The organism is Synechococcus sp. YX-04-1 (genome assembly GCF_030546365.1).
In the GTDB taxonomy this organism is placed as follows: domain Bacteria; phylum Cyanobacteriota; class Cyanobacteriia; order PCC-6307; family Cyanobiaceae; genus Parasynechococcus.
This window is the reverse complement of sequence record NZ_JAUONZ010000001.1, coordinates 307,430-329,692: the sequence shown is the minus strand read 5'-3', so window position 1 is coordinate 329,692 and position 22,263 is coordinate 307,430. Positions and strand designations below refer to the sequence as shown.

The following is a 22,263-nucleotide window of genomic DNA, read 5'->3' as shown; positions in this document are numbered from 1 at the left end:
CCCCCTGGCTTCAGATTTCACCGATTAAGCGCTGCAATTCGCCCGGTTTGCTGGCCTTGCCCATCGCTTCGGCGCGGGATACATCCCCATTGAGCACCAGGTTGGCCAGGGCTTTCTCCAGGGTCTGCATGCCCTGTTCTCCCCCCGTTTGGATTTGGGAATAGAGCTGCGCCGATTTGCCCTCGCGGATCAGGTTGGCCGTGGCGGGTGTGTTGATCAGGATTTCCTGCGCCATCACCCGACCGAACTGTCCCTCTGCGGGGTTCTGACGCCGGCAGAGGGTCTGGGAAAACACAGCCACCAAGCTTCCCGAAAGTTGCACACGGATCTGGGTCTGTTGCTCCGGCGGGAAGACGTCGACCATCCGATCCACGGTCTGGGCCGCTGAGCTGGTGTGCAGGGTTCCGAAGACGAGGTGTCCGGTTTCGGCGGCACTCACGGCCAGTTGAATGGTTTCCAGATCACGCATCTCACCCACCAGGATCACGTCCGGGTCCTCCCGCAGGGCGGCGCGCAACGCGTTGGCGAAGCTGCGGGTGTCTTCGTTGAGCTGGCGTTGGTGCACCAGACTTTTGTCGCTCTGATACACGAACTCGATCGGGTCTTCGATCGTGAGGATGTGTTCGCTGCGGGTGTGATTGATGTGATCCAGTAGAGCCGCCAGGGTGGTGGTTTTGCCGGATCCGGTCGGACCGGTCACCAGCACAAGCCCCCTGGGCCGCGCACTGGTCTCCAGCACCACAGGAGGCAGGTTCAGCAGGTCAACGCTTGGAATCGTGCTGCCAAGGGCCCTAAGGCAGGCGGCATAGCTGCCTTTCTGGCGGTAGACGTTCACGCGGAAGCGTGCAACGCCCTTCAGGCCGTAGGCGCAGTCCAGTTCCCAGGTCTGCTCCAGCGTTTTGCGCTGGCTGTTGTTCAGCATTGAGAAGATCAGCTTGTTGCAGTCCTCCTCGGCCAGGGGTCGGTCCGTCATCGGACGCAGTTCACCGCTGAAGCGGCCGTAGGGCGGTTGACCGGTGGCGAGGTGCAGATCACTGCCACCGCCCTGCACCAGTTGTTCCATCAGGTCTTCGATCATCAGATCCATGACCGGCTCCTCAGTGGCGTGGTGTAAGGCAATAGGGACACTCGAGCCAGCCTTCCTGCAGGCCGGCACCGCATCCTTCACAGGTCATTGTGCTGAGAGCGCGGGCTCTGCGCTCGGATTCCAGTCCGGAATCCGTCAGCACCATCCGCCCCACCTCTTCAAGCGTGGTCTCGCCCCGTCGCACCAGTTCGAGGCTGTAGCCGAGCAGGGTCACCATTCCTGATTCCAGGGCCAGCTGGCGTATCACATCGGTGCTGGCGCCCTTGGAAATGGCGGTGGCCATGTCCTCCTGGATCCGCAGCACCTCATAGATGCCGACGCGGCCCTTGTAGCCGCTCCCCTGGCAATGGGAACAGACCTGCTCGTTGGGGCTGTGATGATGAGCCCGATAAAAGGTGACATCCGCTTCCCGGCTGGCCATCAGCCCGAAGCGGCCCAGTTCCCGTTCCTCCGGCCGGTAGGGCTCGCGGCAGTGGGAGCAGACCCTGCGCAGCAGCCTCTGGGAAATGATTCCGATCAGGGATGCCGACACCATGAAGGGCTCCACGCCCATTTCATCCAGGCGGGCAATGGTGCTGGGGGCATCATTGGCGTGCAGGGTGCTGAGCACCAGGTGACCCGTCAGTGCGGCTTCAATCGCTGTTTTGGCGGTTTCGAGATCACGGGTTTCTCCCACCAGCAGAACGTCCGGGTCCTGGCGCATGAAGGCCCGCAGTGCCGTGGCGAAGTCGAAGCCCTTGTCTCGGTTCACCTGGCACTGGGTGATGCCCGGCAGGGTGTACTCGATCGGGTCCTCCACCGTGGAGATGTTGATGCCCGGATCGTTGCGCTCGGCGAGAAGTGAATAGAGGGTGGTCGACTTGCCGGAGCCCGTTGGCCCGGTGACCAGGATCATTCCAAAGGGTTTGGACCCCAGCTCTCGGACAAGGGCCAGTGCATCGGGATCGTCGATGAGCTTGTCCAGCCCCAGTTGGGTCGCTCCACTGTCCAGCAGGCGCAGACAGACCTTTTCACCGAAGCGGCTGGGCAGGGTGTTGACGCGGAAATCGATCACCCGGTCGCGGTACTTGCGGCGGATGCGGCCGTCCTGGGCCTGGCGCCGTTCGGCAATGTCGAGATCCGCCAGGATTTTGAATCGGGACGTCACCGCAGGAACCAGGCGACTGGGGAGCGGCTCCACGTATTGCTGGAGGACGCCGTCTTGGCGGAACCGCAGACGCAAGCCCTTCTGCTGTGGTTCCACGTGGATGTCACTGGCGCCCACTGACATGGCCTGCAGCAGGATCCGGTCCACCAGCGTCACCACCGGCGAGGCTTCTGCATCGTTAAGGCTGGCCTCAAGGTCAATGGCATCCCGGGCCAGTTGGGCGTCCTCGTCGCTCTCCAGCACCTCATCGGGGCTGAAGTCGTCGAGAAAGGACTCAGCATTCACCTCGAGAGTGCTTTCTGTCTCTGCCGGAGCAGGGTTGCTCGATTGTTCTGTTGCTGGCGGGTTTGGTTCTGTCGTTGTTTGGTTTGTTTCTGTGGCCAAGGCACGCTGCAGATCCGCTTCGATGGCAGGGTGCAGACGGATCGTGCGGTGTTGGTCCGGCAGCTGATCGATCAGGTGTTGCCATTCCTGGTCTCGCCATCGGCTGGGGATCGCGATGTCCAGGTGGTCAGCACCGATTGCGATCGGCATGGCCTGCAGTGTCTGCCATTGATCCGGGCTGACGTCCGGGAGGGCGTCGTTAAGCAGGTTGCGGCTTGCCAGCAGTTGCTCTGGACCTGGAACCGGCTGCTGCAACAGCAATTCAAGGGCGAAACGCTGCCGTGCCGTGTCGCCGGCATCGGGGCTGGGCAGCGTCAGAGTCATGGGTTGCGACCGAGGTGCGGGCTTCCGCAGCTTGTGGGAGGTAAGCGTTGCCCTTCAACATGTCTAGACAGCAATCCTTGAGCGGTCAGCATGAGCGGCGACGCCTCCACCCCAGAGCAGGACCAGACCGTTGCGTCCGGTGCTGTTCCAGCCACGCCGGAGTCCGCTCCTGATGCGCCAGAGGCGACGTCTGAACAGGCTCCTGCAGCGGTGGATCCGGCGGAGCGGATGCAGCAACTCGAGCAGGAGTTGAGCTCGCTCAAGCAAGAGCACGAGACGCTCAACAGCCAATACATGCGCATTGCGGCGGATTTCGACAACTTCCGCAAGCGCCAGAGCCGCGATCAGGACGATATGCGTCAGCAGCTGGTCTGTTCGACCCTTACGGAGATTCTCCCCGTCGTTGACAACTTCGAGCGGGCCCGTCAGCAGCTGAATCCTGAAGGGGAAGAAGCTCAGGCGCTGCATCGCAGTTACCAGGGTTTGTACAAGCAACTGGTGGAGGTGCTGAAGCAGCAGGGGGTGGCCCGGATGGAAGTGGTTGGCCAGGAGTTCGACCCGAACCTGCATGAGGCCGTGCTGCGGGAGGAAAGCAGCGAGTTCGCCGAGGACGTGGTGTGTGAGGAGCTCCAGCGCGGTTACCACCGCGACGGGCGTGTGCTGCGCCACGCCATGGTGAAGGTGTCGATGGGTCCAGGACCATCCGATCCAGCGTCTGCGCCTGCTGAGGCGGCACCGGATCAGACGGCGGAGGAGGCCTGATGGCCGACTTCTACGACCTGCTCGGCGTCAGCCGAGATGTGGATCCCGACAGCCTCAAGCAGGCTTATCGGCGCATGGCGCGTCAGTACCACCCCGATATCAATAAGGATCCCGGCGCTGAAGACCGTTTCAAGGAAATCGGCCGCGCCTACGAGGTGCTCAGTGATCCCCAGACCCGAGCCCGTTACGACCAGTTCGGTGAAGCCGGTCTTGGTGGTGCGGCTGGCGCCCCGGACATGGGGGACATGGGCGGATTCGCGGATCTGTTCGAGACGTTTTTCCAGGGCTTCGGTGGACCCGGTGGTGCTGGAGCTGGTCGGTCGCGGCGGCAGGGCCCCCAGCAGGGGGATGACCTTCGATACGACCTGACGATTGATTTCGAGCAGGCGGTGTTCGGTCAGGAGCAGGAGATCAAGATCCCGCATCTGGAGACTTGCGACACCTGCGGCGGCAGCGGTGCCAAAGCGGGAAGTGGGCCCACCACCTGCGGCACCTGTGGCGGCGCCGGGCAGGTGCGCCGTGCCACTCGGACGCCCTTCGGCAGCTTCACTCAGGTCGCCGAGTGCCCCAACTGTGGGGGCACTGGCCAGGTGATTTCGGATCCTTGCGGGTCCTGTGGAGGCCAGGGTGTCAAACAGGTGCGCAAGAAGCTGCGGATCAACATCCCTGCCGGGGTGGACACCGGAACACGGCTTCGCGTGACTGGCGAAGGCAACGCGGGACCCCGGGGAGGCCCGTCCGGTGACCTTTACGTCTTCCTCACCGTTCGCAATCACCCGCGCTTGCAGCGGGATGGTCTGAACATCTTTTCGGAGGTCAAGGTCAGCTATCTCCAGGCGATTCTTGGCGACACCATCGAGGTGGAAACGGTGGACGGCAGCAAGGAGCTGGACATCCCCGCCGGTACCCAACCCGGCACGGTGCTCACCCTGCCGAACCTGGGCATTCCCAAGCTCGGGAATCCGGTGGCACGGGGTGATCAGCGCGTGACGGTCACCGTGGACTTGCCGAAGCGGATCAGCGATGTGGAGCGTGATCTGCTGGAGCAGTTGGCGGGTCACCATTCCGCCCGCGGCAAGCAACATCACCACCACAACAGTGGTTTGTTCGCTCGCTTGTTTGGTCAGAAGGGATGAACAGGTGTTCCCTGGATCTGCGGGGAACGCCCTGTCCAGTGAATTTCATTCGCTGCAAGCTCAGCCTCGAGCAGATGAGCAGTGGTGACTGTCTGGAGGTCTGTCTCGATCGGGGTGAGCCTGAGGCCATGGTGCTTCCAGGCCTGAGGGATGCAGGCCACCGTGTTGAGTGCATTGATCAAACGTCGGATTCCGTCACCATTGAGGTGATCTGCGGTGGCTGACACCGGCAGTTCCGTGGCTTCCGGGATGGTTGTGGCGCTCCAGGCCAACTATGTGGAGGTTGAGCTGGATGCAGCACCTGACGGATGTCCAGGTCGGCTGCTCTGCACGCGCCGCACTCGGCTCAGCCATCGGGGCGAAGCCGTTTACGTGGGCGATCGGGTTTGCGTCGAGGCGATTGATCCAGGCCAAGGGCGGGCTGTGGTGGCCGACGTTGAGCCACGCCACAGCTTTCTCACACGCCCACCGGTGGCCAATGTCACCTTGGTGGCTGTGGTGTTAGCGGTGGAACAGCCCAGCTTTGACCCTGATCAGGCCAGTCGCTTCTTGTTGACGGCGGAACGGACAGGGCTGGAGGTGATCCTTCTGCTCACCAAGACAGACCTCATCTCAGCCGAAGCGCTCGAGAGGCTTGTGGCCCGCTTGCGAGGGTGGGGTTATGACCCGCTGGCGCTTTCGAGTGAAGCTGGAACAGGCATCGACGCCTTAAGGCAGCGCTTGGCTGGTGCGCAGCTTTCGGTGCTGTGTGGACCTTCCGGGGTAGGCAAGAGCAGCCTGCTGAACCAGCTTCGTCCTGATCTTCAACTGCGCACTGCTGCGGTGTCCGGTCGACTGCAGCGCGGCCGCCACACCACCCGCCACGTGGAGCTGTTTCCCCTGGGGCCGAGCGCGAGGGTGGCGGACACCCCTGGCTTCAACCGTCCAGATCTGCCAGATGACCCCCAGGAATTGGGGGTGCTTTTTCCGGAGCTCCGGCAGCAGCTTGATCCCTGGCCCTGTCGGTTCCGCGACTGCCTGCATCGCGGTGAGCCTGGCTGCGGTGTGTCCAGTGACTGGGAACGCTATGCCCTTTACAAGGTTGCGTTGATCGAGCAGAGCGGCCTCAGCCGCCCATCCCGGGGAGGTTGAGGTTTAGGCCACCGGTGAGTTCTTCCATGCGGCCCTTCATCGTGGCGGTGGATTGCTCATAGGCCGCTTGCAGGGCTTCGAGAGTGGCCGCTTCGCTGGCCTGTTGGCCCTCTTGCAGCAGGGCTGGGTCTAGCCGCACCCGGAGGGGTTGCTGGTTGCCCGACAGCCAAACGCTGGCCCGGCCATCGCTGCTCTGGCCCTCGATCTCCATCCCATCCAGTTCGTCCTGCAGTGCCTGGGCGTTCTGCTGAATCTCCTGGGCCTTCTTGAAGGCTTCCGTGAGCTGGCCGAAATTGGGGAGTCCGAACCCTGCCATGGCGATCCTGTGGGAGCCGGAAGGTTAAGCCGCCGAAGCGAATCCCAGCCGCTTCACTTCGGGGTGCAGACGGATTCCGTGCTCGGCTTCGACTCGGTCCTGCACCAGGTGGATCAGCTGGGCGATGTCCTTCGCCTGGGCATGACCGGTGTTGACGATGAAATTGGCATGCACGGTTGAGATTTCAGCGCCGCCGATGCGGGTTCCCTTCAGCCCCTGCTCTTCGATCAGCCGTCCGGCCTTAAGCGGTTCGGGATTGCGGAAGACACTGCCGCAGCTGGGTTGTTGATAGGGCTGCGTGGTGGTGCGGTGGCTGAGGTTCGCGCTGGTCACCCGCTTCAGTTCATCCGGATCGTGACCGGCCTCTAAGCGGAACCGTGCGGACAACACCACGAGGTTGCCCTCTTGGAGACGGCTATGCCGGTAGCCGAAGTCCAGTTGATCCCGTAGCAGCTCAAAGCACTCGCCCCCCTCCAGGGGCATGACCCGCACCGACTCCAACCATTCCGCTGTGCAGCCTCCCTGGGCTCCTGCATTCATCACAGCTGCACCGCCAGCGGTTCCCGGGATGCCAACCGACCACTCCAGACCATGCAAGCCAGCGCGTGCAACGCGTCTTGCCAGTGATGGGATCGGTTCGCCCGCGAGTACTTCCACGGTCCCAGTGGTTGCATCAAGCTGCAGCCCCTGAAGTTTGCGCAGACAGAGCGAAAGCCCAGGCAGGCCGTCATCGTGAATCAGCAGATTCGACCCAGCGCCGATGACGCGGCAGGGCATGCCCTGATGAGCGGCCCATTCGATCCAAGCCTGGGTTTCCTCAAGGCTGGCGGGTTCCGCAAGCCATTCGGCGGCTCCTCCCACACGCCAGGTGGTGTAGTCCGCCAGGTTGACTCCGGCCTGGGGCAGGCGGGCATCGCACTGCGTCATGAGGTCAGCCTTGACCACAGTCCATTCACATCTCCAGCACCCATGGCCAGAACAAGATCGTTCTCGCGGCTGTGCTGGATCACTAGGTCGGTGAGTTGATCGAGGTTGTCTGCGACGGCGATCTCAAGATCCGGTTTCAGGCTGCGCACCCGATCCGCCAGAGCGTTGCTGCAGATGCCCTGCAGCGGTTGCTCTCCTGCGGAATAGACGGGAGCCAGCAGCAGCAGATCACAGTTCTGCAGGGCCTGGGCGAAGTCATCGAGGAACTGCCGGGTGCGGCTGTAGCGGTGCGGCTGGAACACCGCCAGGAGCCGTTCTGGTGCTGTGGGGAGCGGGCTGCGACCACTGCTCACCATCAGGCGTGCCATGTCCAGGGTTGCCTTCACCTCACTGGGATGGTGGGCGTAGTCATCAACGATGTGACGGCCCTTCCAGGTGCCCCGAAGATCAAAGCGGCGTCCCGGTGCCTTCAGGCCAGCGAGGCCTTCCACCAACTGGTCAAAGGGGAGACCTTCCATCCGGCAGGCGGCCAAGGCGCCTGTTGCATTGCTGAGGTTGTGCAGCCCGGCCATCGGCAGGGTGAAGTCACCGACGGGGTGGCCAGCTTCGTAGAAACGGGCCAAGCAGCGATCGCCCTCAAGGCTCAGGGGCAGGGCGGCGAAGTCAACGGATTCGGCGCTTTGGTTGGACCACCAGGCCGTTGGCTGGAAGTGTTCCTGCAGGATCGGGTCGTCGTGATTGGCCAGCACGCGGTCGCAACCCCCTGCGAAGCGTTGCAGGGTGGAGATCAGGTCGTCGAGGCTTGAGTAGTGATCGGTGTGATCCAGCTCCAGGTTGGTGATCACCCCCAGGCTTGGACGGAACTTCACCAGGGACCCGTCGGATTCATCCGCCTCGGCCACGAGCAGCTTCCCCTGGCCAGCGTGACCATTGCTGCCGAGGCTGGGAACGATGCCTCCAATCACAGCGGTTGGGTCTTGATCGGCCTCCAGCAGCAAGGTGGTGATCAAGGTGCTGGTGGTGGTCTTGCCGTGGCTGCCGGCGACTGCAATGGAAGGTTGTTGCTCGATTAGAGCCGCCAGAAGATCGGAGCGATGCCAGATCTCCAGCCCCCGCTGTCGGGCCCGCTGCAGTTCTGGATTGCTCTCGGGGATGGCTGTGCTGATCACCACCACCGGTGAACAAGTGTCTTTCGCTCCCGTGACAACGTCAATGCAGGTGGCGTCCTGCTGGCGGAAGACCTTCACTCCGAGGGTCTTCAGTTGTTGTGTTGTCGCATTGTCACGCGGGTCCGAGCCGCTGACCGGGTGACCGCGGTCAACGAGAATCCGAGCCAAAGCCGACATGCCAATTCCGCCGACACCGATGAAGTGGACTGGTGTCTGACGGTCGAGCAGGCGCGGCAACGGAGGGCTTCAGTCTGGGGAAAGATAAGTCAGTTGCCGCTGCTTGTCTGCCGTTCTGAGGGCCGGATCGAACTGATTGATTCGGGGTGGAACAAGGTATTTCTGCTGATTTCTGTATGATCGGCGGCCAAAACCCCTGCGCGGCTTTGCCGCTTCTTCCATGACCCTGCGCGTTGCGATCAATGGATTCGGCCGGATCGGTCGCAATGTTCTGCGGGGATGGATCAGCCGGGGCGCTGACACCGGCCTGGAAATCGTGGGGATGAACTCCACCTCCGACCCCGCCACCAGCGCTCACCTGCTCACCTACGACTCCATCCTTGGGCGTCTGGATCCTTCCGTGGACATCAAGACCACGGACAGCTCGATGTTCGTCAACGGCAAGGAAATCAAGTTCTTCGCCGACCGCAACCCCCTCAACTGCCCTTGGAAGGAGTGGGGCGTTGACCTGGTGATCGAGTCCACCGGTGTGTTCAACACCGATGAGAAGGCCAGCATGCACATCCAGGCTGGTGCCAAGAAGGTGATCCTCACCGCTCCTGGCAAGGGTGACGGCGTCGGCACATTCGTGGTGGGCGTCAACGACGACCAGTACCGCCACGAAGACTGGGACATCCTCAGCAACGCCAGCTGCACCACCAACTGCCTGGCTCCGATCGTCAAAGTTCTGGACCAGAACTTTGGCCTCGACTGGGGTCTGATGACCACCATTCACAGCTACACCGGCGACCAGCGGATCCTGGACAACAGCCACCGCGATCTGCGCCGTGCCCGTGCCGCGGCTCTGAATATGGTTCCCACCACCACCGGTGCTGCCAAGGCTGTTGCTCTGGTTTACCCCGAGGTGAAGGGCAAACTCACCGGCTTCGCCATGCGCGTTCCCACCCCGAACGTCTCTGCTGTTGACCTGACCTTCGGCCCGTCCCGTGGCGCCAGCGTTGACGACATCAAGGCAGCGATCAAGTCGGCTTCCGAGAACGGCATGAAGGGGATCATCAAGTACAGCGACCTGCCCCTGGTGTCCACCGACTACGCCGGCACCAACGAGTCCACCATCTTCGACGCCGACCTCACCTACGCCATGGGTGACAAGGCTGTGAAGATCCTGGCCTGGTACGACAACGAGTGGGGCTACAGCCAGCGTGTTGTTGACCTTGCCGAGGTGGTGGCCAAGAACTGGAAGTGATCGTCAGCTGATCGCTCTTTTGATCCCTCCCGCCCTGGGGGGGATTTTTTTTGGTCAGGCTCCGTCGCGTTGGGCTGCTCAGGGCTGGCCGAAGTGATCAAATCCGCTTGTGTCTACTGGCTTCTGGTTGTGGCCCCAGCGGATGACGCCCGCTTCAGCATTGATCTGGCCGATGCGCTGGCTTTCGGGGACGCATTGCTGCCAGACATCGGCCCAGGCTTTGGGAAGACTCAGCACCAACTCAAAGTCCTCTCCTCCGGCGAGGCACCAATCCATCCATGGAGCTCCATCAGGCCAGCCTTCGGCCGTTGGAAGATGATCGTTTTGCAGCACCGCCCCACAGCCGCTGCTGCAGCAGAGGCCTGCGACGGCAGCGAGCAATCCGTCGCTGCTGTCGGTTCCCCCGGCTCGCCAGGGCAGATGCTTCGGTTTGCAGGCCAGCAGCTGCTGGACTTCTTTCAGCCGAGGCGTCGGTCGTTGGTGGCGTGCGATCGCTTGGTCCCGCAAGGTTGAGTGCAAATTGATGTCACGCACGCTTGGCTCGTCCTGCAGCAGGGCGAGGCCCAGTCGGCTGAGCCCATGGGGCCCACTGGTGACCAACACATCGCCAGGGCGGGCTGCATTGCGATGCAGACGCAGGGGGCCGAGACGGCCGAGCGCGGTGATCGAGAGCAGTCTCTGCTCTCCTCTGGAGCAGTCACCCCCCAGCAGAACGCCGCCGTACTGGCCCAAGGCGGCACTGATGCCTTGATACACCCCGTCTACCCAGTCCCAACTGGTGTGACCAGGGGCAACCAGGGCCACGGTGATCCCATCGATGTCGACAGCACCACTGGCGGCCAAGTCGGAGAGGTTGGCGGCAACGGCGCGCCAGCCCACATCCATGGACGTTGTGGTGGCATCGCTGAAATGAATGCCATCCACGAGAACGTCGGTGTTGATCAGCAGCGCCCGGGCGTCGGCGGCCAGGGCTGCGGTGTCGTCACTGAGCTGATTGGGCGGAGCGAAGCGAGCCAGCCGCCTGAGCAGCTCCGCTTCAGTTAGCTCCGCCAGGGTCGGGCTCATGCGTGGGCTTTGAGTTGTTCCGCTCCCTCGATCACCTTCACGGCGGTGATCCGGTCATCGACGCCCAGTTCCTCCAGAACATCGAATCCATCCACCACGTAGCCGAAGGCTGCATTGCGGCCATCCACGAGGTTCAGACCAGCCGGGGTGAGCTCCGCCTCGTAGAGAAACATGAAGAACTGCGAGGATCCGTCGTCGAGGGCCTGGTCTGAATGGGCCCAGCCAAGGGTGCCCAGGGTTGCGAACGGAAGGGTTGGTGTGGCCATGAACAGGCCCACGTCTTCAAAGGTTTGGTTGTAGATCGTGTCGTCTTCTTCGGGCACGCGGATCTCTAGGGGGACGTGTCGCTCCTGCTTGGTCTTCGGATCCACGTAGCCGATCTCAGGCCCTTCAGGATCACCGCTCTGGAGCACGTAGAAGTCCTCGGCTCGGATGAAGGGCAGTCCGTCGTAGAAACCCTGGAGAGCGAGATCGACGAAGGCTCCTGCGGTGAGTGGGGCGTTGAAGCCATCCACCACTGTGGTCAGTTCCCCCTGGGTGGTGCTCACGCTGAGGGTCGCTCTTCCCTGCAGCCGTGGCAGGGCATCGAATTCTGCGGGGATCTCCCGTTCAAAGCCATCGGGCACCAGCAGGGCTTCCACATCACCGATGGAGCGCAGCGTCCGGCGTCGATCGGCGATGAAGCCTGGTTTGTCAGTGGCTTTGACCTTCTCCTTGAGGTCTTCAAGACCCTGATCCACGCTCTCAAACAGCGCTTCAGCCGTACCGCGCTTGGCTTCAGGGACCGCGTTCAGGATGGTGTCGCGGCGGGTGTTGAGCAGCGCTTCAGTGCGTGACACCGTCTTGCCGAGAGCTGTCCAACGTTTGGCCCGCAGATCGTCACTGGTGAGTTCCAGCCGATGCTGCAGTTCCCGGATGTCGTCTTGATCGAAGGGAAGCGCGTCCCGAAGAATCGCGGCAGGGTCCTTCACAGCATTGCCCTGGGGCAAGGAGGCCCAAGCAGGGGCGGCGATTGTGATCAGAGCAAAGCTGATCAGAGCAGCAAGGACGGCGTTCAAACGCTGATGAACCAAGGGGGAACCCCAGTGCTGACGGGACTTTGGCACAGCCGTATAGTCCGGTGAACCGTTCGGTGGGAATGATCTCCAGTAACGACTTCCGCACCGGCACCACGATTGAGATCGATGGGGCCGTTTGGCGCGTTGTCGAGTTCTTGCACGTCAAGCCCGGCAAGGGATCTGCCTTCGTGCGCACCAAGCTCAAGGCCGTGAAGTCCGGCAACGTGGTGGAGAAAACCTTCCGCGCTGGGGAAATGCTTCCCCAGGCGATGTTGGAGAAATCCTCTCTTCAGCACACCTACATGGAAGGTGAGGACTATGTCTTCATGGACATGGCCACCTACGAGGAGACCCGCCTCAGTGCTGCCCAGATTGGAGAGAGCCGCAAGTACCTCAAGGAAGGCATGGAGGTGAATGTGGTGTCCTGGAACGACAATCCCCTCGAGGTTGAACTGCCCAACTCCGTTGTTCTGGAGATCAAAGAAACCGACCCTGGCGTCAAAGGCGACACCGCCACGGGTGGCACCAAGCCCGCCATTCTTGAGACCGGTGCACAAGTGATGGTTCCGCTCTTTCTTTCTGTGGGAGAAAAGATCAAAGTGGACACCCGCAACGACAGTTACCTCGGGCGCGAAAACGGATGACCATGCAGCTGGATCACGAACAACTGCACCGCTTGCTGGAGGCGCTCGGTGAGAGCGACATCCAGGAGTTCCGGTTGGAAGGAGATGATTTCCGTCTGGAAATCCGTCGCAACTTGCCTGGCCAGGCCGTCATGGCTCCGGTCATGCCCGCTCCCGTTGCTGCTGCACCAGCTCCTGTTGCGCCCGCCGAGCCTGCATCTGCGCCGCCTGCATCCACCGCAACGCGCAGCGACCTGCTCGAAGTCACAGCCCCCATGGTGGGCACCTTCTACCGTGCCCCTGCGCCAGGCGAACCTTCTTTTGTTGAAGTGGGCAGTCGGATCAATGTCGGCCAGACCGTCTGCATCCTCGAGGCAATGAAGCTGATGAACGAGCTGGAGTCTGAGGTTGGCGGTGAAGTGGTGGAGATCCTGGTGGACAACGGCACGCCCGTTGAATTCGGTCAGGTGCTGATGCGGGTCAAGCCGGCCTGAGTTAGCTCAGGTCCCAGGCGGCTTGAATCGCTGCCGTCGTGCTCTCAGGGCTGGCGACACCTTCAGCTGCGATGTCGAAGGCGGTGCCGTGGTCGGGGGAGGTGCGTAGGAACGGCAGTTCCAAGGTGGTGTTCACCGCAGCGTCGAAGGCCAGCAGCTTCACAGGAATGAGCCCCTGGTCGTGATACAGGGCCAAAATCCCGTCAGGACCTGGCTGGTTTGGGGTCTGCCAAGCGCGAGCAGCGCTGATCCAGCAGGTGTCGGGAGGAACGGGACCCTCCAGCTGCGCCTGAGGATGGTCCTTTCTCCATTGATCCAGTAGCGGCAGCAGCCATTCGGCTTCTTCATGGCCCAGCTGACCGGCTTCGCCGGCATGGGGATTGAGCCCGGCGATACGCAGATGTGGTTTGGTGGTGAAGCGTCGACAGAAGCCTTCCAGCACGTTCAGTTTGTGGTGCACCAGGTCTGGGGTCAGCGCATCAGGGATCTGGCTCAGGGGGATGTGGGTGGTGGCCAGCAAGGTGTTCAGGCGCCAACCGCTTCTTGGAGAAACCGCGGTGAACAGCATTGAGGAGCGCTGTCGTCCAGCCAACTCAGCCAGCCGTTCGGTCTGCCCGGGATAGCGATGGCCGGCCGCATGCCAGAGATGTTTGGCGATGGGGGCGGTGACCAAGGCGCGGGACCCCCGTTCCTGCAGCAGTTCGACGGCGCGGGTGAGCCAGCGAAACCCCGCATCGGCTCCGCAGGTGGTGGGTTGTCCTGGCTGAACACTGGCCTCCAGCGGTTGGTCGTCGATCCTGAGTGCTGCAGGGTCGGCAAGGGGGTGGTTTGTTTGCCGCCGCAGTCGCGCGTGGGTGCTGATCAGCGTGCGTCGGCAACCCACCAGCAGGGGTTGGAGCTCTGGGGGCAGCGTGGCTGAGGCGAGGGCCTTCAGCACCACTTCCATGCCGATGCCCGCGGGATCGCCGAGAGCGATCACAAGCTCATGCCTAGGGTTCGTGGAATCGTGGGGGGCCATCGCTGTGCTGCGCTTGCTGCTGCTGGGGTGTCTGTTGGTGGGATTGGCCTCTGGCTTGAGCAATGGCTGGATCGAACTGAACCTCTCCCGTTTTCTTGAGGATGTCGGGCTTTCACCTCCTGAGGAAGGTGAGGACTTCGATTTCAACCGTTGGCTGATCGAGGGGGAGAACGCAGGTCAGACGGAGTGAGTTTGTCCTGGTTCAGGCAATCCTGCAGCCCGACGCGGTAGTTCGGATGCAGCAACGTGTAACCGAGCTCGTGGCAGAGCTTGTGGTTGCTGACGCGGCGGTTCTCGCTCCAGAACGACTGAGCCATCGGGCTCATGCTGTCCACGATCTGGGCGAACGGCTCCAGTGGTGGAAGGGCACAACCCAACAGGGCTGCCGCATGTCGCATCAGTTCGGCTGTGGGAGCCGGGAGGTCATCCACCACATTCACGACGGCTTTGTTCAACACAGTCCCGTCGCCCATGGTTGCTGGAGCTCCCTGCTCAGCGCGATGCATGAGGTGCCAGCAGGCCCCGGCGATGTCCTCCACGTGGATGCGGCAGAACACCTGGCCGGGCTTGTCGATCAAGCGCGCACGACCTTGCTCCAAGCCGTTTAGCACCGATCGTCCTGGGCCATAAATGCCTGGCAAACGCAGAATCTGGATCGGCAGACCGGAGCGCAACCAAGCTTTTTCGCACTTGAGGCGGCGCATGCTGCGGTCCAGCGCCGGCGCCGGGTCGTCCTGCTCCGACACCCAACCGCCCTGGCGATCGCCGTAAACCCCTGTGGTGGAGAGGTAGCCCGCCCAACGCAGCGGCAGGCTTCTGAGCGTTGGCAGCAGCTTCGACAAGACCGGATCGTTGCCTTCGCGATCCGGGGGGATGGTGGACAGTAGATGGGTCACGCCCTCCAGGGCAGCTGGGTCGAGCTGGTCCTGACCGTTGCTGTCGAAGAGCAGGTCAGCCTCGGCAGAGTCAAGGGAGCGGCGGGTGCAGAGCACCGGTGTTCCCAGGGCTCGGGCCAGCTTGGCCAGACAACGTCCGCTGTATCCGCCGCCCAGCACCAGCAGCTTGGTGTCAGCCGCCAGAGGCTTCGACCGCTTGACAAGATCAGCAAGCATCAGTACACCTGTATTAGATCAAATGTACTGTCGTGACGACGTCGTCTCTCCATCGCTCCCGCTCCGGGGCCATTGTGCTCCGGGCCATCCTGACGGCTGCCCTGCTTGCCAGTGCCATGGTGCTGGCACCTGAAGACCCTGGTGTTCAGGCCTCCATTTGTCAGCGGCACCACTCCACGGATGTCTGCCGAGTTTGGTGAGCCTTAGGCGGCCTGAGCAGCGATCGGGAAGTCGTCGGGATCGTTGATGGGGTGATCCGGTTGGGCCCACTGCAGTAAGCGAAGGGCGAGTCGTAGGTCGCCATCCATCCAGGCTCGAATCGCCATGGCGCGACGTGGGTCATAGAAGCGCTGTCGCCGGTACCAGTCGAAAACGTCGGCGTCAGATTTTCGGCCGTTGCAGGACAAACAGGCCGGTACGCAGTTTTCAGTAACGCTTGACCCCCCTTTGGCCTGGGGGTGAATGTGATCAATTGATTCAGAAGGTTTGCCGCAATAAATACAACTTTGGCCGGTAAATGTATGAAGGGACTGTCGCCATCTTCGGACACGCAATTTGGGGCAGAGTTCGTCGAGAAAAACCGCGTCCCTGCTATGCATCCGAATGCATCGGTTGAGGTAATTCTGCCTTGAACGAAAAGCCAGTCAATGTGTCGAGCGCTGCATTTTCGACAATTTTTTGGTCTGAGATGTGAATCTTGATCTCAGTGCTTGCACGCTGATCTGAGTTCACTAAAGTGATTGTTTGTGGGGGGCTGTTGGTGCCGTCAAATCCCACATTGACCTGTTGCCTGGATCTCTCTCCAGCAGGACTGATCCGCGTGGTCAGCCCGTTTGATGCGGTGACCCAGTCCCAGTTGCGTCGGATCAAGCCCAGGGGGCGTTGGATCGGCCCCGGCCATGGCTGGGATTTTCCCTTGGCCGCAGCCGATGCACTTCAGCAGGCCCTCGGGCGCCGTTTCCCTGTCACCTCTGCTTTGCAGCAGTGGCTTGATTGGTGCCAGCACCCTCTGCCCCCGCTGCCCCCGCACCGGACCCTTGTGGCGGCAGCAGATCTTGACGAAGCCCTGCAAGATGGTCGTCGCCCTCTGCGCCATCAACGCTCCGGTGTCCGTTGGCTCTTGGCCCGTCGCGGCGCCGTTCTGGCCGATGAGATGGGGCTGGGAAAGACCCTTACAGCTTTGTTGGCGGCCCGTGCCCTGATGCGCTGCGCTGACGTGCGGTTGCTTGTGGTGGCTCCCGTCGGTCTGCATCCCCACTGGCGCCGGGAATCAGAGGCCCTTGGGGTTGAGCTTGAGTTGGTGAGCTGGGCTCGCCTGCCCGACACCCTGCCGCCAGCGGGAACGCTTCTGGTGGTGGATGAAGCGCATTACGCCCAGTCACTGCAGGCGCAGCGCACGGCTGCTTTGCTGCGTCTGGCCCGTCATCCCCGTCTGCGGGCGATTTGGATGCTCACGGGGACCCCAATGAAGAACGGTCGTCCGTCCCAGCTGTATCCCCTGCTTGCAGCCATGGACCATCCAATTGCGCGGGATCAACGCCAGTTCGAGGAGCGGTATTGCCAGGGGCACTGGCGGGAGGGTCGAACCGGCAAACGCTGGCAGGCTTCCGGGGCCAGTCAGCTGGAGGAGCTGCGTCGCCTGAGTCGACCGTTGATCCTTCATCGCCGCAAGCAGCAGGTGGTGGACCTTCCCCCCAAGCAGCGACGTCTTCACCCTGTGGTGCTGTCGGAGGCTGAGCTCACAGGCTTCGATCATCGTGTTGAGCTGGTGCTGGATGACTACCGGCGTCGGGCTCGTCTCGGAGAGGTGCGACGTGATGCTGAGCACCTGGCTCTGCTCACCTCCATGCGTCAGATCGCAGCGGAATTCAAATTGCCGGCGGCCCAGCAGCTGGTGGAGTCACTGCGCCGGCAAGGGGAGGCGGTGGTTCTGTTCAGTGGCTTTGTGGCCCCATTGCAGTTGTTGCAGCAAACCCTCGGCGGCGAGTTGTTGACCGGTCGTCAGCGCCCTGCTGAACGTCAGGAGAGTGTGGATCGGTTTCAGCAAGGTCAGAACGATTGTCTGCTGGCCACCTTTGGCACCGGTGCCCTTGGCTTCACCCTGCACCGGGCCCGTCATGTGGTGTTGTTGGAACGACCTTGGACGCCAGGCGATCTCGACCAAGCCGAAGATCGCTGTCATCGTTTGGGGATGGGGGATGGCTTGACCTGCCATTGGTTGCAGCTCGGTGCAGCGGATCAGCTGGTGGATGGTTTGTTGGCGAGCAAGGCGGAACGGATCGAGGTGTTGCTGGGGCCTCGGCGCTTGTCGCTGCAACGTCAATCACTCTCCGCCATGGTGCGGGATTGTTTGCAGGTGCTTTGACGCACCTGGAGTTCGTGCTGCAGCATCGGGTCGACTGGCTGGCTCGACTGCTTCAGCAGCGACAGTGCCAATTCGACGTCGTCGCAGGCTTTGGCTTGATTGCCAAGCAGGGTCCAGACAAGGGCACGGTCCCGATGCAGATCGGCCTGATCCGGTGTCTGCTCGATGGCCTCATCACAGCGTTTAACCATCAGCTTCAGGTCATCCATCCGGAAATTGCCGAGGCAACTGGAGACGAGTGGCATCGGTGTGTTGGCAGGCGTCGAGGGTTGCTTGCTTTGGCAGCCAGCCATCAACACAGCAGCCAGGAGAGTCAGACCCAAAAGCCCTGAGGGATCAGTAGCTGTAGCGCGTGGTGTCTTCGGTGCTCTCGATGGTGCTTTCGGTGACGGATGTGGAGTTTGCAAGGGCGGCAGCGGTGGCTGGTTGGGTGTTTCCGCCGAACAGATCACCAAGGAACTGGCCACAGTCGGGGAAATTGCCGGGGTCCTGGACAACGGCTTCCGTAATCATCACCGAGGCATGCTCCGGGGATGTTTTGAACACGCCGCTGCGCTGCCGTTTGATCACGGCGTAGGCGGCTTTCCAGCTCACCTCGTGCTCGTTTCCGCTGGAACGCATGTAGCAATAGATCTTGGCGCCCTTCTCTTCAGTGGCTTCGGCCGCTTGCAGGGGGTGGGTCACGCTGCTGAGAGCGCCGATCAGGGCCGCGGCGGACAGAACCAGCGATGACCTGATGGGACCCATGACGTTAGTAGTGGATTGGCCCCAAGGTATCGATCAGCTTCCAGCTGTCGAGGGGATGATCAGTCGCACCACCAACGGCAGCACCAGCAGCACGGTGATCAACCGAACGGCATGGAGAGCGGCCACCGCGGCACCGACTCCGAATTCTGCGCCCACAAGGCTCATGCCACTGATGCCACCTGGGGCAGCGCCAAGCAAGGCCACGATGGGATCAATACCGAGCAAGCGGCTGGTCCACAGGCCTACAACCAGTCCTGTCAGCACCAGCGCCAGGGTGATCAGCACTGCTGGTTTCCAGAGGAGTTGCAGTTGTTCCAAGGACGCTCGCGTCAGGCCGGTTCCGATCACGGTGCCGATGCCGATCTCAAGAACGGTGCGCGTTCCCGGTGGCCATGTGGCTGGTTCCAGCTGGCCGCTCATGCTGACAATGCCAGCACCCAGCAGGGCTCCCGCCAGAGGTGCAGCGGGAATGCCGCTGAACAGAGCCAGCAGTCCGATGGCGCTTCCAGCCACCAGGTAGAGCGCCAGCGTTGCCAAGGAAGGCATCGGTCTCGATCGCGTCATGTCAGCTTGATCTTGAGACAGCGGCGCTCCTGTGTTGTCATCAGCGCAACCATCAGCTTTTCGGTGATGACGTCCTCCGTGTCCTTTCGGATCACCCGCACTGCGGAAGATCTCGCTCAAACCATCACGGCTCTATCGCAGCGCTTGGTGAAACTGGAACAGCGTCAGGAAGCGCTTGAGCTCCAACTGCGCCAGCAGCAGAAGGATCTGAATGCTGTCCCGGACGAAGAGATCTCCACTCTCGAGGGCGTTGAAGCTCTGTTGCGGGAAACGCGTGAACTGTTGGAGAGCACAGCTCCGATGTCAGAGGCTGAAATGACTGAAGAGTCCTCTCAGAACCATGCCTGGGGTCAGGAGGACGAAACAGAAGCGAGTCGCGATGTCGCGTAGGGGTGGCGCGCGGTGCCAAAATAAAAAGAAAGGCAACTATGGCTATCACCATCCCTGCCTCTAGTGCTTGCGCTTCACGCACTTTGCACGGCATGACCATCTGGACCCGTTCAGGTTTCCTTGAAGGTGGGCATCAGCTCGAGAAGCTGGAGTTCGCGCTCGCCCTCGCTGAAGCGAAAGGCGATCAACGCCGCTGCTCTCAGTTGCGGGATCGGATTGCTGATCTGGGGGGCAATGCTGAAGAACCTGGTACCTGAGCTGAACCCGAAGAATTGAACAGTTGTCGTTCGGCAACTCCGCAGATCGCGTGTGAGATGGTCTAAATATCAATTAGAGCTACTCTTTTGTTGATAAGGGAATTCGAAGTTGATCCTGACGCTTACGAAAACAAAACAATTTGAGACGGCTGCTCAACAACGTCAGGATCACGAATCAGTTGCGCAAGACTTGTTCGCTAAGGCTCGACAGTGTGCTGAGGATGGCCGAATTAATGAGGCAGGTTCGTTGATCTTGCAGGCCTTGGGTCATGAACGCCGTGCTGGATCTGCCGGCCCCCAGGTTCTTCAGCTCATCAAGCCTCGCACTTGATAAGTGTTTGAAATTTGTTCAAGCGGGTGACCGGACTCGAACCGGCGACGTTCAGCTTGGGAAGCTGACATTCTACCACTGAATTACACCCGCAAAGGGGCGAGATCGCTCTCGCCACCTGTGTTTTAGCCAAGAGCAGCGGAGGCTGCAGCGACCCCTGTTCCCATGCTGCCTTTGTGCAGGCCAAGGGACTGAAGGGTGGATTCAATCGCAGCGACGGCGGTCAGAACATCCCGGTCGCAGACATAGCCGAGATGGCCGATGCGGAACACCTGACCTTTCAGGTGGTCTTGTCCTCCAGCCAGAAGAATGTCGAATTTCTCTTTGACGGCTTTGCGCAACTGTTCTGCATCGATGCCTTCGGGAGCCACGGCGGTGATCGCCGGGCTGCCACAACCCTCGGCAGCAAACAGGGGCAGGCCCATTGCCTTCATGCCCGCCTGGGCGGCGGCACGATGGCGGGCGTGGCGGGCAAAAATCGCCTCTAGGCCTTCCTTCTGCATCATCTCCAGAGCAGCTTCCAGGCCGAAGTAGAGGTTCACTGCCGGGGTGAAGGGGTTGCTGTCCTTCGCAGCTGTTTTCCGGTAGGGGCCCAGATCCAGATAGAACTTGGGCAGATCGGAGAGCTCGTAGGCCTCCCAGGCCCGTGCGCTCATGGCCACAAAACTCAGGCCTGGAGGAAGCATGTAGCCCTTCTGTGCGCCTGAAGCCACCACATCCAGTCCCCACTCGTCCATCGGCACGTTGGTGGCACCAAGGCTGGTGACGCAGTCCGCCAGGGTCAGCGCGGTGCCGTGGGCCTTCACGTGACGGGCAATGCTCTCCAGGTCATTGATCACCCCTGTCGAGGTTTCCGAGTGGGTGAGGATCACGGCCTTGATCGCTTTGGCGCTGTCGGCTTCCAATGCCGAGCGGAAGGCCTCCGGATCGAGGGGCTGGCCCCACTCCGCCTTGATCACCTCAACATCCAGTCCGTAGGCGCGGGCCACCTTGACCCAGCGTTCGCCGAACTTGCCGTTGTCACCGCAGAGCACCTTGTCGCCGCGGCTGAGGGTGTTGATGATTCCCGCTTCCATGGCAGCGGTTCCGCTTCCGGTGATCACCAGCACGTCGCTCGTCGTCTGGTGCAACCACTTCAGTTGTTCGGTGGTGCGCCGCACGATGGCCTGGAACTCCCCGCTGCGGTGGCCGATGGGGTGACGACCCATGGCCTTCAGCACCGTTTCCGGCACCGGGGTGGGGCCCGGAATCATCAGGGTGAGCTTGTCCTGCATGGCGCGGGGGATGCCAATCGGCGACTCTAGAAAACAGCTTGTCCGGTTCCATCGCCCCCTCCAGCTCTGGATTGACCCTGCCGGTGTGGGTGGCGGCGGCGGCCAAGGCGGCCCTGGAGGTGTTGCTTGGCGAGCCGTTCAACGCTGAGCAGCGTCTAGATCAGGCGGCGGATCAACCGTCGTTGCAGGTGCCGGTTTGTTCGGCAGCACCCTTGGCGGATGGTCAGGCCCTGGGGATCAGCCGTTGTGATCCTGGGCAAGGCCTTGATCTGACCCGGGATCTTGAGGTCTGGGTTCGGGTGGCTTGGATCGCCGCATCACAGCCGGTGCTCCAGCTGCAGGCTGGAGAAGGGGTGGGTCGTTTTGGGCCTGAGGGCGACGTTTGCCTCTCCGGTTTTGCCCGTGAGCTGTTGGAGCGGAATCTGCTGCCCCTCTTGCCGCTCGGTCGGGGCTTGCTGGTGCAGCCGATTCTTCCGCTGGGCCGCACCCTGGCCGAACGCACTAGCAATGCTGCCTTCGGCGTTGTGGATGGTTTGGCCTTGATCGGCACCCAGGCGGAGGTGCAGCGCAGCGCTGCACCGGATCAACTGCAACAGGTGTTGGCAGACCTGAGGGCGCTCGGTGCGGATCCGGCGTTTCAGGGACGCCTCGTTCTGGTGATTGGTGAGAACGGCTTGGCTCTGGCCCGCCAGCAGGGTCTCGGACCCGTGCTGAAGGTGGGGAACTGGGTGGGGCCGGTGTTAGTGGCCGCGGCGGAGGCTGGTGTTCGTGATCTGCTGCTGCTGGGGTACCACGGCAAATTGATCAAGCTGGCCGGCGGCATTTTTCACACCCATCACCACCTGGCCGATGGCCGTCTGGAGGTGTTGGTGGCCCTGGGACTGGATGCCGGCTTATCGGCGGCTCAGATGCTGCAACTGCGCGGCGCCGCCTCCGTTGAGGAGGCCTTTCAGGAACTGGATGCCAATCAAGCCAGGGCCATCGGCCAGCATCTGGCCGCGATGGTGGAGCAGCGCAGCCAGTCCTATGTGGCCCGCTACGGCGCGTGGTCAATGCGGATTGGTACTGCCCTGTTCGACCGCAGCCGCACCCTGCGTTGGTGGGGACCGGAGGGGGAGAAGCGCTTCTTTACATTGAGGGATTGACGCTCGTCAGCGAG

General features: G+C 61.9%; 28 protein-coding genes and 1 tRNA gene. 14 read left to right on the top strand and 15 right to left on the bottom strand.

The genetic code is table 11. The features are described 5' to 3' along the window. Positions 1 to 10: 10 nt before the first annotated feature. The gene (locus Q3Y53_RS01680) at positions 11 to 1,087 is read right to left on the bottom strand and encodes a type IV pilus twitching motility protein PilT (protein ID WP_226424719.1); all 1,077 of its coding nucleotides are present in this window, start codon (positions 1,085 to 1,087) and stop codon (positions 11 to 13) included. 10 nt (positions 1,088 to 1,097) lie between these two features. Further along, entirely contained in the window at positions 1,098 to 2,942 is a 1,845-nt protein-coding gene (locus tag Q3Y53_RS01675) for a GspE/PulE family protein (RefSeq protein WP_303532144.1), read from the bottom strand. A gap of 90 nt (positions 2,943 to 3,032) precedes the next feature. On the opposite strand from Q3Y53_RS01675, the gene grpE reads away from it, so the two are divergent. Genes grpE through rsgA form a run of 4 tightly spaced genes read left to right on the top strand, consistent with a single transcriptional unit; the run spans position 3,033 to position 5,971 of the window. Continuing rightward, positions 3,033 to 3,704, top strand: coding sequence for a nucleotide exchange factor GrpE (grpE, locus tag Q3Y53_RS01670; RefSeq protein WP_303532141.1), 672 nt, complete (start codon positions 3,033 to 3,035; stop codon positions 3,702 to 3,704). Next, positions 3,704 to 4,840: a molecular chaperone DnaJ gene (gene dnaJ, locus Q3Y53_RS01665; protein ID WP_303532140.1), complete on the top strand. Its 1,137-nt coding sequence runs from the start codon at positions 3,704 to 3,706 to the stop codon at positions 4,838 to 4,840. The genes grpE and dnaJ overlap by 1 nt, the downstream gene beginning before the upstream one ends. After that, on the top strand, positions 4,837 to 5,064 hold the full coding sequence (locus Q3Y53_RS01660; RefSeq protein WP_226424723.1) for a sulfurtransferase TusA family protein: 228 nt from the start codon (positions 4,837 to 4,839) through the stop codon (positions 5,062 to 5,064). Before dnaJ ends, Q3Y53_RS01660 begins: the two co-directional genes overlap by 4 nt. A 25-nt stretch (positions 5,065 to 5,089) precedes the next feature. Continuing rightward, positions 5,090 to 5,971, top strand: a complete 882-nt coding sequence (gene rsgA / locus Q3Y53_RS01655) for a ribosome small subunit-dependent GTPase A (protein ID WP_303532747.1) — start codon at positions 5,090 to 5,092, stop codon at positions 5,969 to 5,971. Here the strand turns inward: rsgA and Q3Y53_RS01650 are convergent. Genes Q3Y53_RS01650 through murC form a run of 3 tightly spaced genes read right to left on the bottom strand, consistent with a single transcriptional unit; the run spans position 5,946 to position 8,620 of the window. After that, positions 5,946 to 6,287 (bottom strand): YbaB/EbfC family nucleoid-associated protein, encoded by a 342-nt coding sequence (locus tag Q3Y53_RS01650; RefSeq protein WP_226424724.1) that lies wholly within the window; start codon positions 6,285 to 6,287, stop codon positions 5,946 to 5,948. The genes rsgA and Q3Y53_RS01650 overlap by 26 nt on opposite strands. 24 nt (positions 6,288 to 6,311) lie before the next feature. Continuing rightward, on the bottom strand, positions 6,312 to 7,214 hold the full coding sequence (murB, locus tag Q3Y53_RS01645; protein ID WP_303532136.1) for a UDP-N-acetylmuramate dehydrogenase: 903 nt from the start codon (positions 7,212 to 7,214) through the stop codon (positions 6,312 to 6,314). After that, on the bottom strand, positions 7,211 to 8,620 hold the full coding sequence (murC, locus tag Q3Y53_RS01640) for a UDP-N-acetylmuramate--L-alanine ligase (RefSeq protein WP_303532134.1): 1,410 nt from the start codon (positions 8,618 to 8,620) through the stop codon (positions 7,211 to 7,213). The genes murB and murC overlap by 4 nt, the downstream gene beginning before the upstream one ends. A gap of 160 nt (positions 8,621 to 8,780) precedes the next feature. Here murC and gap point away from each other — a divergent pair, with 160 nt between their 5' ends. After that, positions 8,781 to 9,806: a type I glyceraldehyde-3-phosphate dehydrogenase gene (gap, locus tag Q3Y53_RS01635; RefSeq protein ID WP_226400533.1), complete on the top strand. Its 1,026-nt coding sequence runs from the start codon at positions 8,781 to 8,783 to the stop codon at positions 9,804 to 9,806. A 78-nt stretch (positions 9,807 to 9,884) separates the two neighbouring features. On the opposite strand, the gene thiL is transcribed toward gap, so the two are convergent. Next, complete coding sequence (thiL, locus tag Q3Y53_RS01630) at positions 9,885 to 10,871, bottom strand: thiamine-phosphate kinase (protein WP_303532127.1); 987 nt, start codon at positions 10,869 to 10,871, stop codon at positions 9,885 to 9,887. After that, positions 10,868 to 11,944 carry a peptidylprolyl isomerase gene (locus tag Q3Y53_RS01625; RefSeq protein WP_303532124.1) on the bottom strand — a complete coding sequence of 359 codons (1,077 nt, stop codon included), beginning with the start codon at positions 11,942 to 11,944 and terminating at the stop codon, positions 10,868 to 10,870. Before Q3Y53_RS01625 ends, thiL begins: the two co-directional genes overlap by 4 nt. Before the next feature lie 65 nt (positions 11,945 to 12,009). On the opposite strand from Q3Y53_RS01625, the gene efp reads away from it, so the two are divergent. Both efp and accB read left to right on the top strand, forming a co-directional pair. Next, a complete protein-coding gene (efp, locus tag Q3Y53_RS01620; RefSeq protein WP_226414710.1) occupies positions 12,010 to 12,573 on the top strand; it encodes an elongation factor P in 564 nt (187 codons plus the stop codon). Further along, the gene (accB, locus tag Q3Y53_RS01615; RefSeq protein WP_226424729.1) at positions 12,570 to 13,046 is read left to right on the top strand and encodes an acetyl-CoA carboxylase biotin carboxyl carrier protein; all 477 of its coding nucleotides are present in this window, start codon (positions 12,570 to 12,572) and stop codon (positions 13,044 to 13,046) included. Before efp ends, accB begins: the two co-directional genes overlap by 4 nt. Position 13,047: 1 nt before the next feature. Here the strand turns inward: accB and pdxA are convergent, their stop codons facing one another. Beyond that, positions 13,048 to 14,064, bottom strand: a complete 1,017-nt coding sequence (gene pdxA, locus Q3Y53_RS01610) for a 4-hydroxythreonine-4-phosphate dehydrogenase PdxA (protein ID WP_303532118.1) — start codon at positions 14,062 to 14,064, stop codon at positions 13,048 to 13,050. Between pdxA and Q3Y53_RS01605 the strand changes: the two genes are divergently transcribed. Further along, complete coding sequence (locus tag Q3Y53_RS01605) at positions 14,045 to 14,254, top strand: hypothetical protein (protein WP_226424731.1); 210 nt, start codon at positions 14,045 to 14,047, stop codon at positions 14,252 to 14,254. The two genes, pdxA and Q3Y53_RS01605, sit on opposite strands and share 20 nt — an antisense overlap. Here the strand turns inward: Q3Y53_RS01605 and Q3Y53_RS01600 are convergent. Next, a complete protein-coding gene (locus tag Q3Y53_RS01600) occupies positions 14,208 to 15,176 on the bottom strand; it encodes an SDR family oxidoreductase (RefSeq protein ID WP_303532116.1) in 969 nt (322 codons plus the stop codon). The genes Q3Y53_RS01605 and Q3Y53_RS01600 overlap by 47 nt on opposite strands. A 32-nt stretch (positions 15,177 to 15,208) precedes the next feature. Here Q3Y53_RS01600 and Q3Y53_RS01595 point away from each other — a divergent pair, with 32 nt between their 5' ends. Next, the gene (locus Q3Y53_RS01595; RefSeq protein WP_226424733.1) at positions 15,209 to 15,376 is read left to right on the top strand and encodes a serine protease inhibitor; all 168 of its coding nucleotides are present in this window, start codon (positions 15,209 to 15,211) and stop codon (positions 15,374 to 15,376) included. Between the two features lie 3 nt (positions 15,377 to 15,379). Here the strand turns inward: Q3Y53_RS01595 and Q3Y53_RS01590 are convergent, their stop codons facing one another. Continuing rightward, a complete protein-coding gene (locus tag Q3Y53_RS01590) occupies positions 15,380 to 15,775 on the bottom strand; it encodes an HNH endonuclease (protein WP_226424734.1) in 396 nt (131 codons plus the stop codon). Positions 15,776 to 15,936: 161 nt separating this feature from the next. Between Q3Y53_RS01590 and Q3Y53_RS01585 the strand changes: the two genes are divergently transcribed. After that, entirely contained in the window at positions 15,937 to 17,541 is a 1,605-nt protein-coding gene (locus Q3Y53_RS01585; RefSeq protein WP_303532113.1) for a DEAD/DEAH box helicase, read from the top strand. On the opposite strand, the gene Q3Y53_RS01580 is transcribed toward Q3Y53_RS01585, so the two are convergent. From Q3Y53_RS01580 to Q3Y53_RS01570, 3 genes are all read right to left on the bottom strand, one after another. Continuing rightward, a complete protein-coding gene (locus Q3Y53_RS01580; protein WP_303532111.1) occupies positions 17,496 to 17,786 on the bottom strand; it encodes a hypothetical protein in 291 nt (96 codons plus the stop codon). The genes Q3Y53_RS01585 and Q3Y53_RS01580 overlap by 46 nt on opposite strands. A gap of 91 nt (positions 17,787 to 17,877) precedes the next feature. Beyond that, a complete protein-coding gene (locus Q3Y53_RS01575; RefSeq protein ID WP_226424737.1) occupies positions 17,878 to 18,288 on the bottom strand; it encodes a DUF6554 family protein in 411 nt (136 codons plus the stop codon). Positions 18,289 to 18,321: 33 nt separating this feature from the next. Beyond that, positions 18,322 to 18,834 (bottom strand): AbrB family transcriptional regulator, encoded by a 513-nt coding sequence (locus tag Q3Y53_RS01570; RefSeq protein WP_226424738.1) that lies wholly within the window; start codon positions 18,832 to 18,834, stop codon positions 18,322 to 18,324. An 84-nt stretch (positions 18,835 to 18,918) separates the two neighbouring features. Here Q3Y53_RS01570 and Q3Y53_RS01565 point away from each other — a divergent pair, with 84 nt between their 5' ends. The 3 genes from Q3Y53_RS01565 to Q3Y53_RS01555 all read left to right on the top strand — a co-directional run bounded on the left by Q3Y53_RS01565 (position 18,919) and on the right by Q3Y53_RS01555 (position 19,830). After that, positions 18,919 to 19,242, top strand: a complete 324-nt coding sequence (locus Q3Y53_RS01565; protein WP_303532106.1) for a chemotaxis protein — start codon at positions 18,919 to 18,921, stop codon at positions 19,240 to 19,242. A 38-nt stretch (positions 19,243 to 19,280) separates the two neighbouring features. Next, positions 19,281 to 19,499 (top strand): hypothetical protein, encoded by a 219-nt coding sequence (locus tag Q3Y53_RS01560; RefSeq protein ID WP_226414611.1) that lies wholly within the window; start codon positions 19,281 to 19,283, stop codon positions 19,497 to 19,499. A gap of 109 nt (positions 19,500 to 19,608) precedes the next feature. Next, the gene (locus Q3Y53_RS01555; RefSeq protein WP_226424740.1) at positions 19,609 to 19,830 is read left to right on the top strand and encodes a hypothetical protein; all 222 of its coding nucleotides are present in this window, start codon (positions 19,609 to 19,611) and stop codon (positions 19,828 to 19,830) included. Between the two features lie 21 nt (positions 19,831 to 19,851). Here the strand turns inward: Q3Y53_RS01555 and Q3Y53_RS01550 are convergent. Together Q3Y53_RS01550 and Q3Y53_RS01545 are read right to left on the bottom strand one after the other, a co-directional pair. Further along, positions 19,852 to 19,923, bottom strand: a tRNA-Gly gene (locus Q3Y53_RS01550). Positions 19,924 to 19,955: 32 nt separating this feature from the next. Further along, entirely contained in the window at positions 19,956 to 21,104 is a 1,149-nt protein-coding gene (locus Q3Y53_RS01545) for an alanine--glyoxylate aminotransferase family protein (protein WP_303532100.1), read from the bottom strand. Positions 21,105 to 21,142: 38 nt separating this feature from the next. Here Q3Y53_RS01545 and cbiD point away from each other — a divergent pair, with 38 nt between their 5' ends. After that, entirely contained in the window at positions 21,143 to 22,249 is a 1,107-nt protein-coding gene (gene cbiD / locus Q3Y53_RS01540) for a cobalt-precorrin-5B (C(1))-methyltransferase CbiD (RefSeq protein ID WP_303532097.1), read from the top strand. The last annotated feature ends 14 nt before the right edge of the window (positions 22,250 to 22,263 follow it).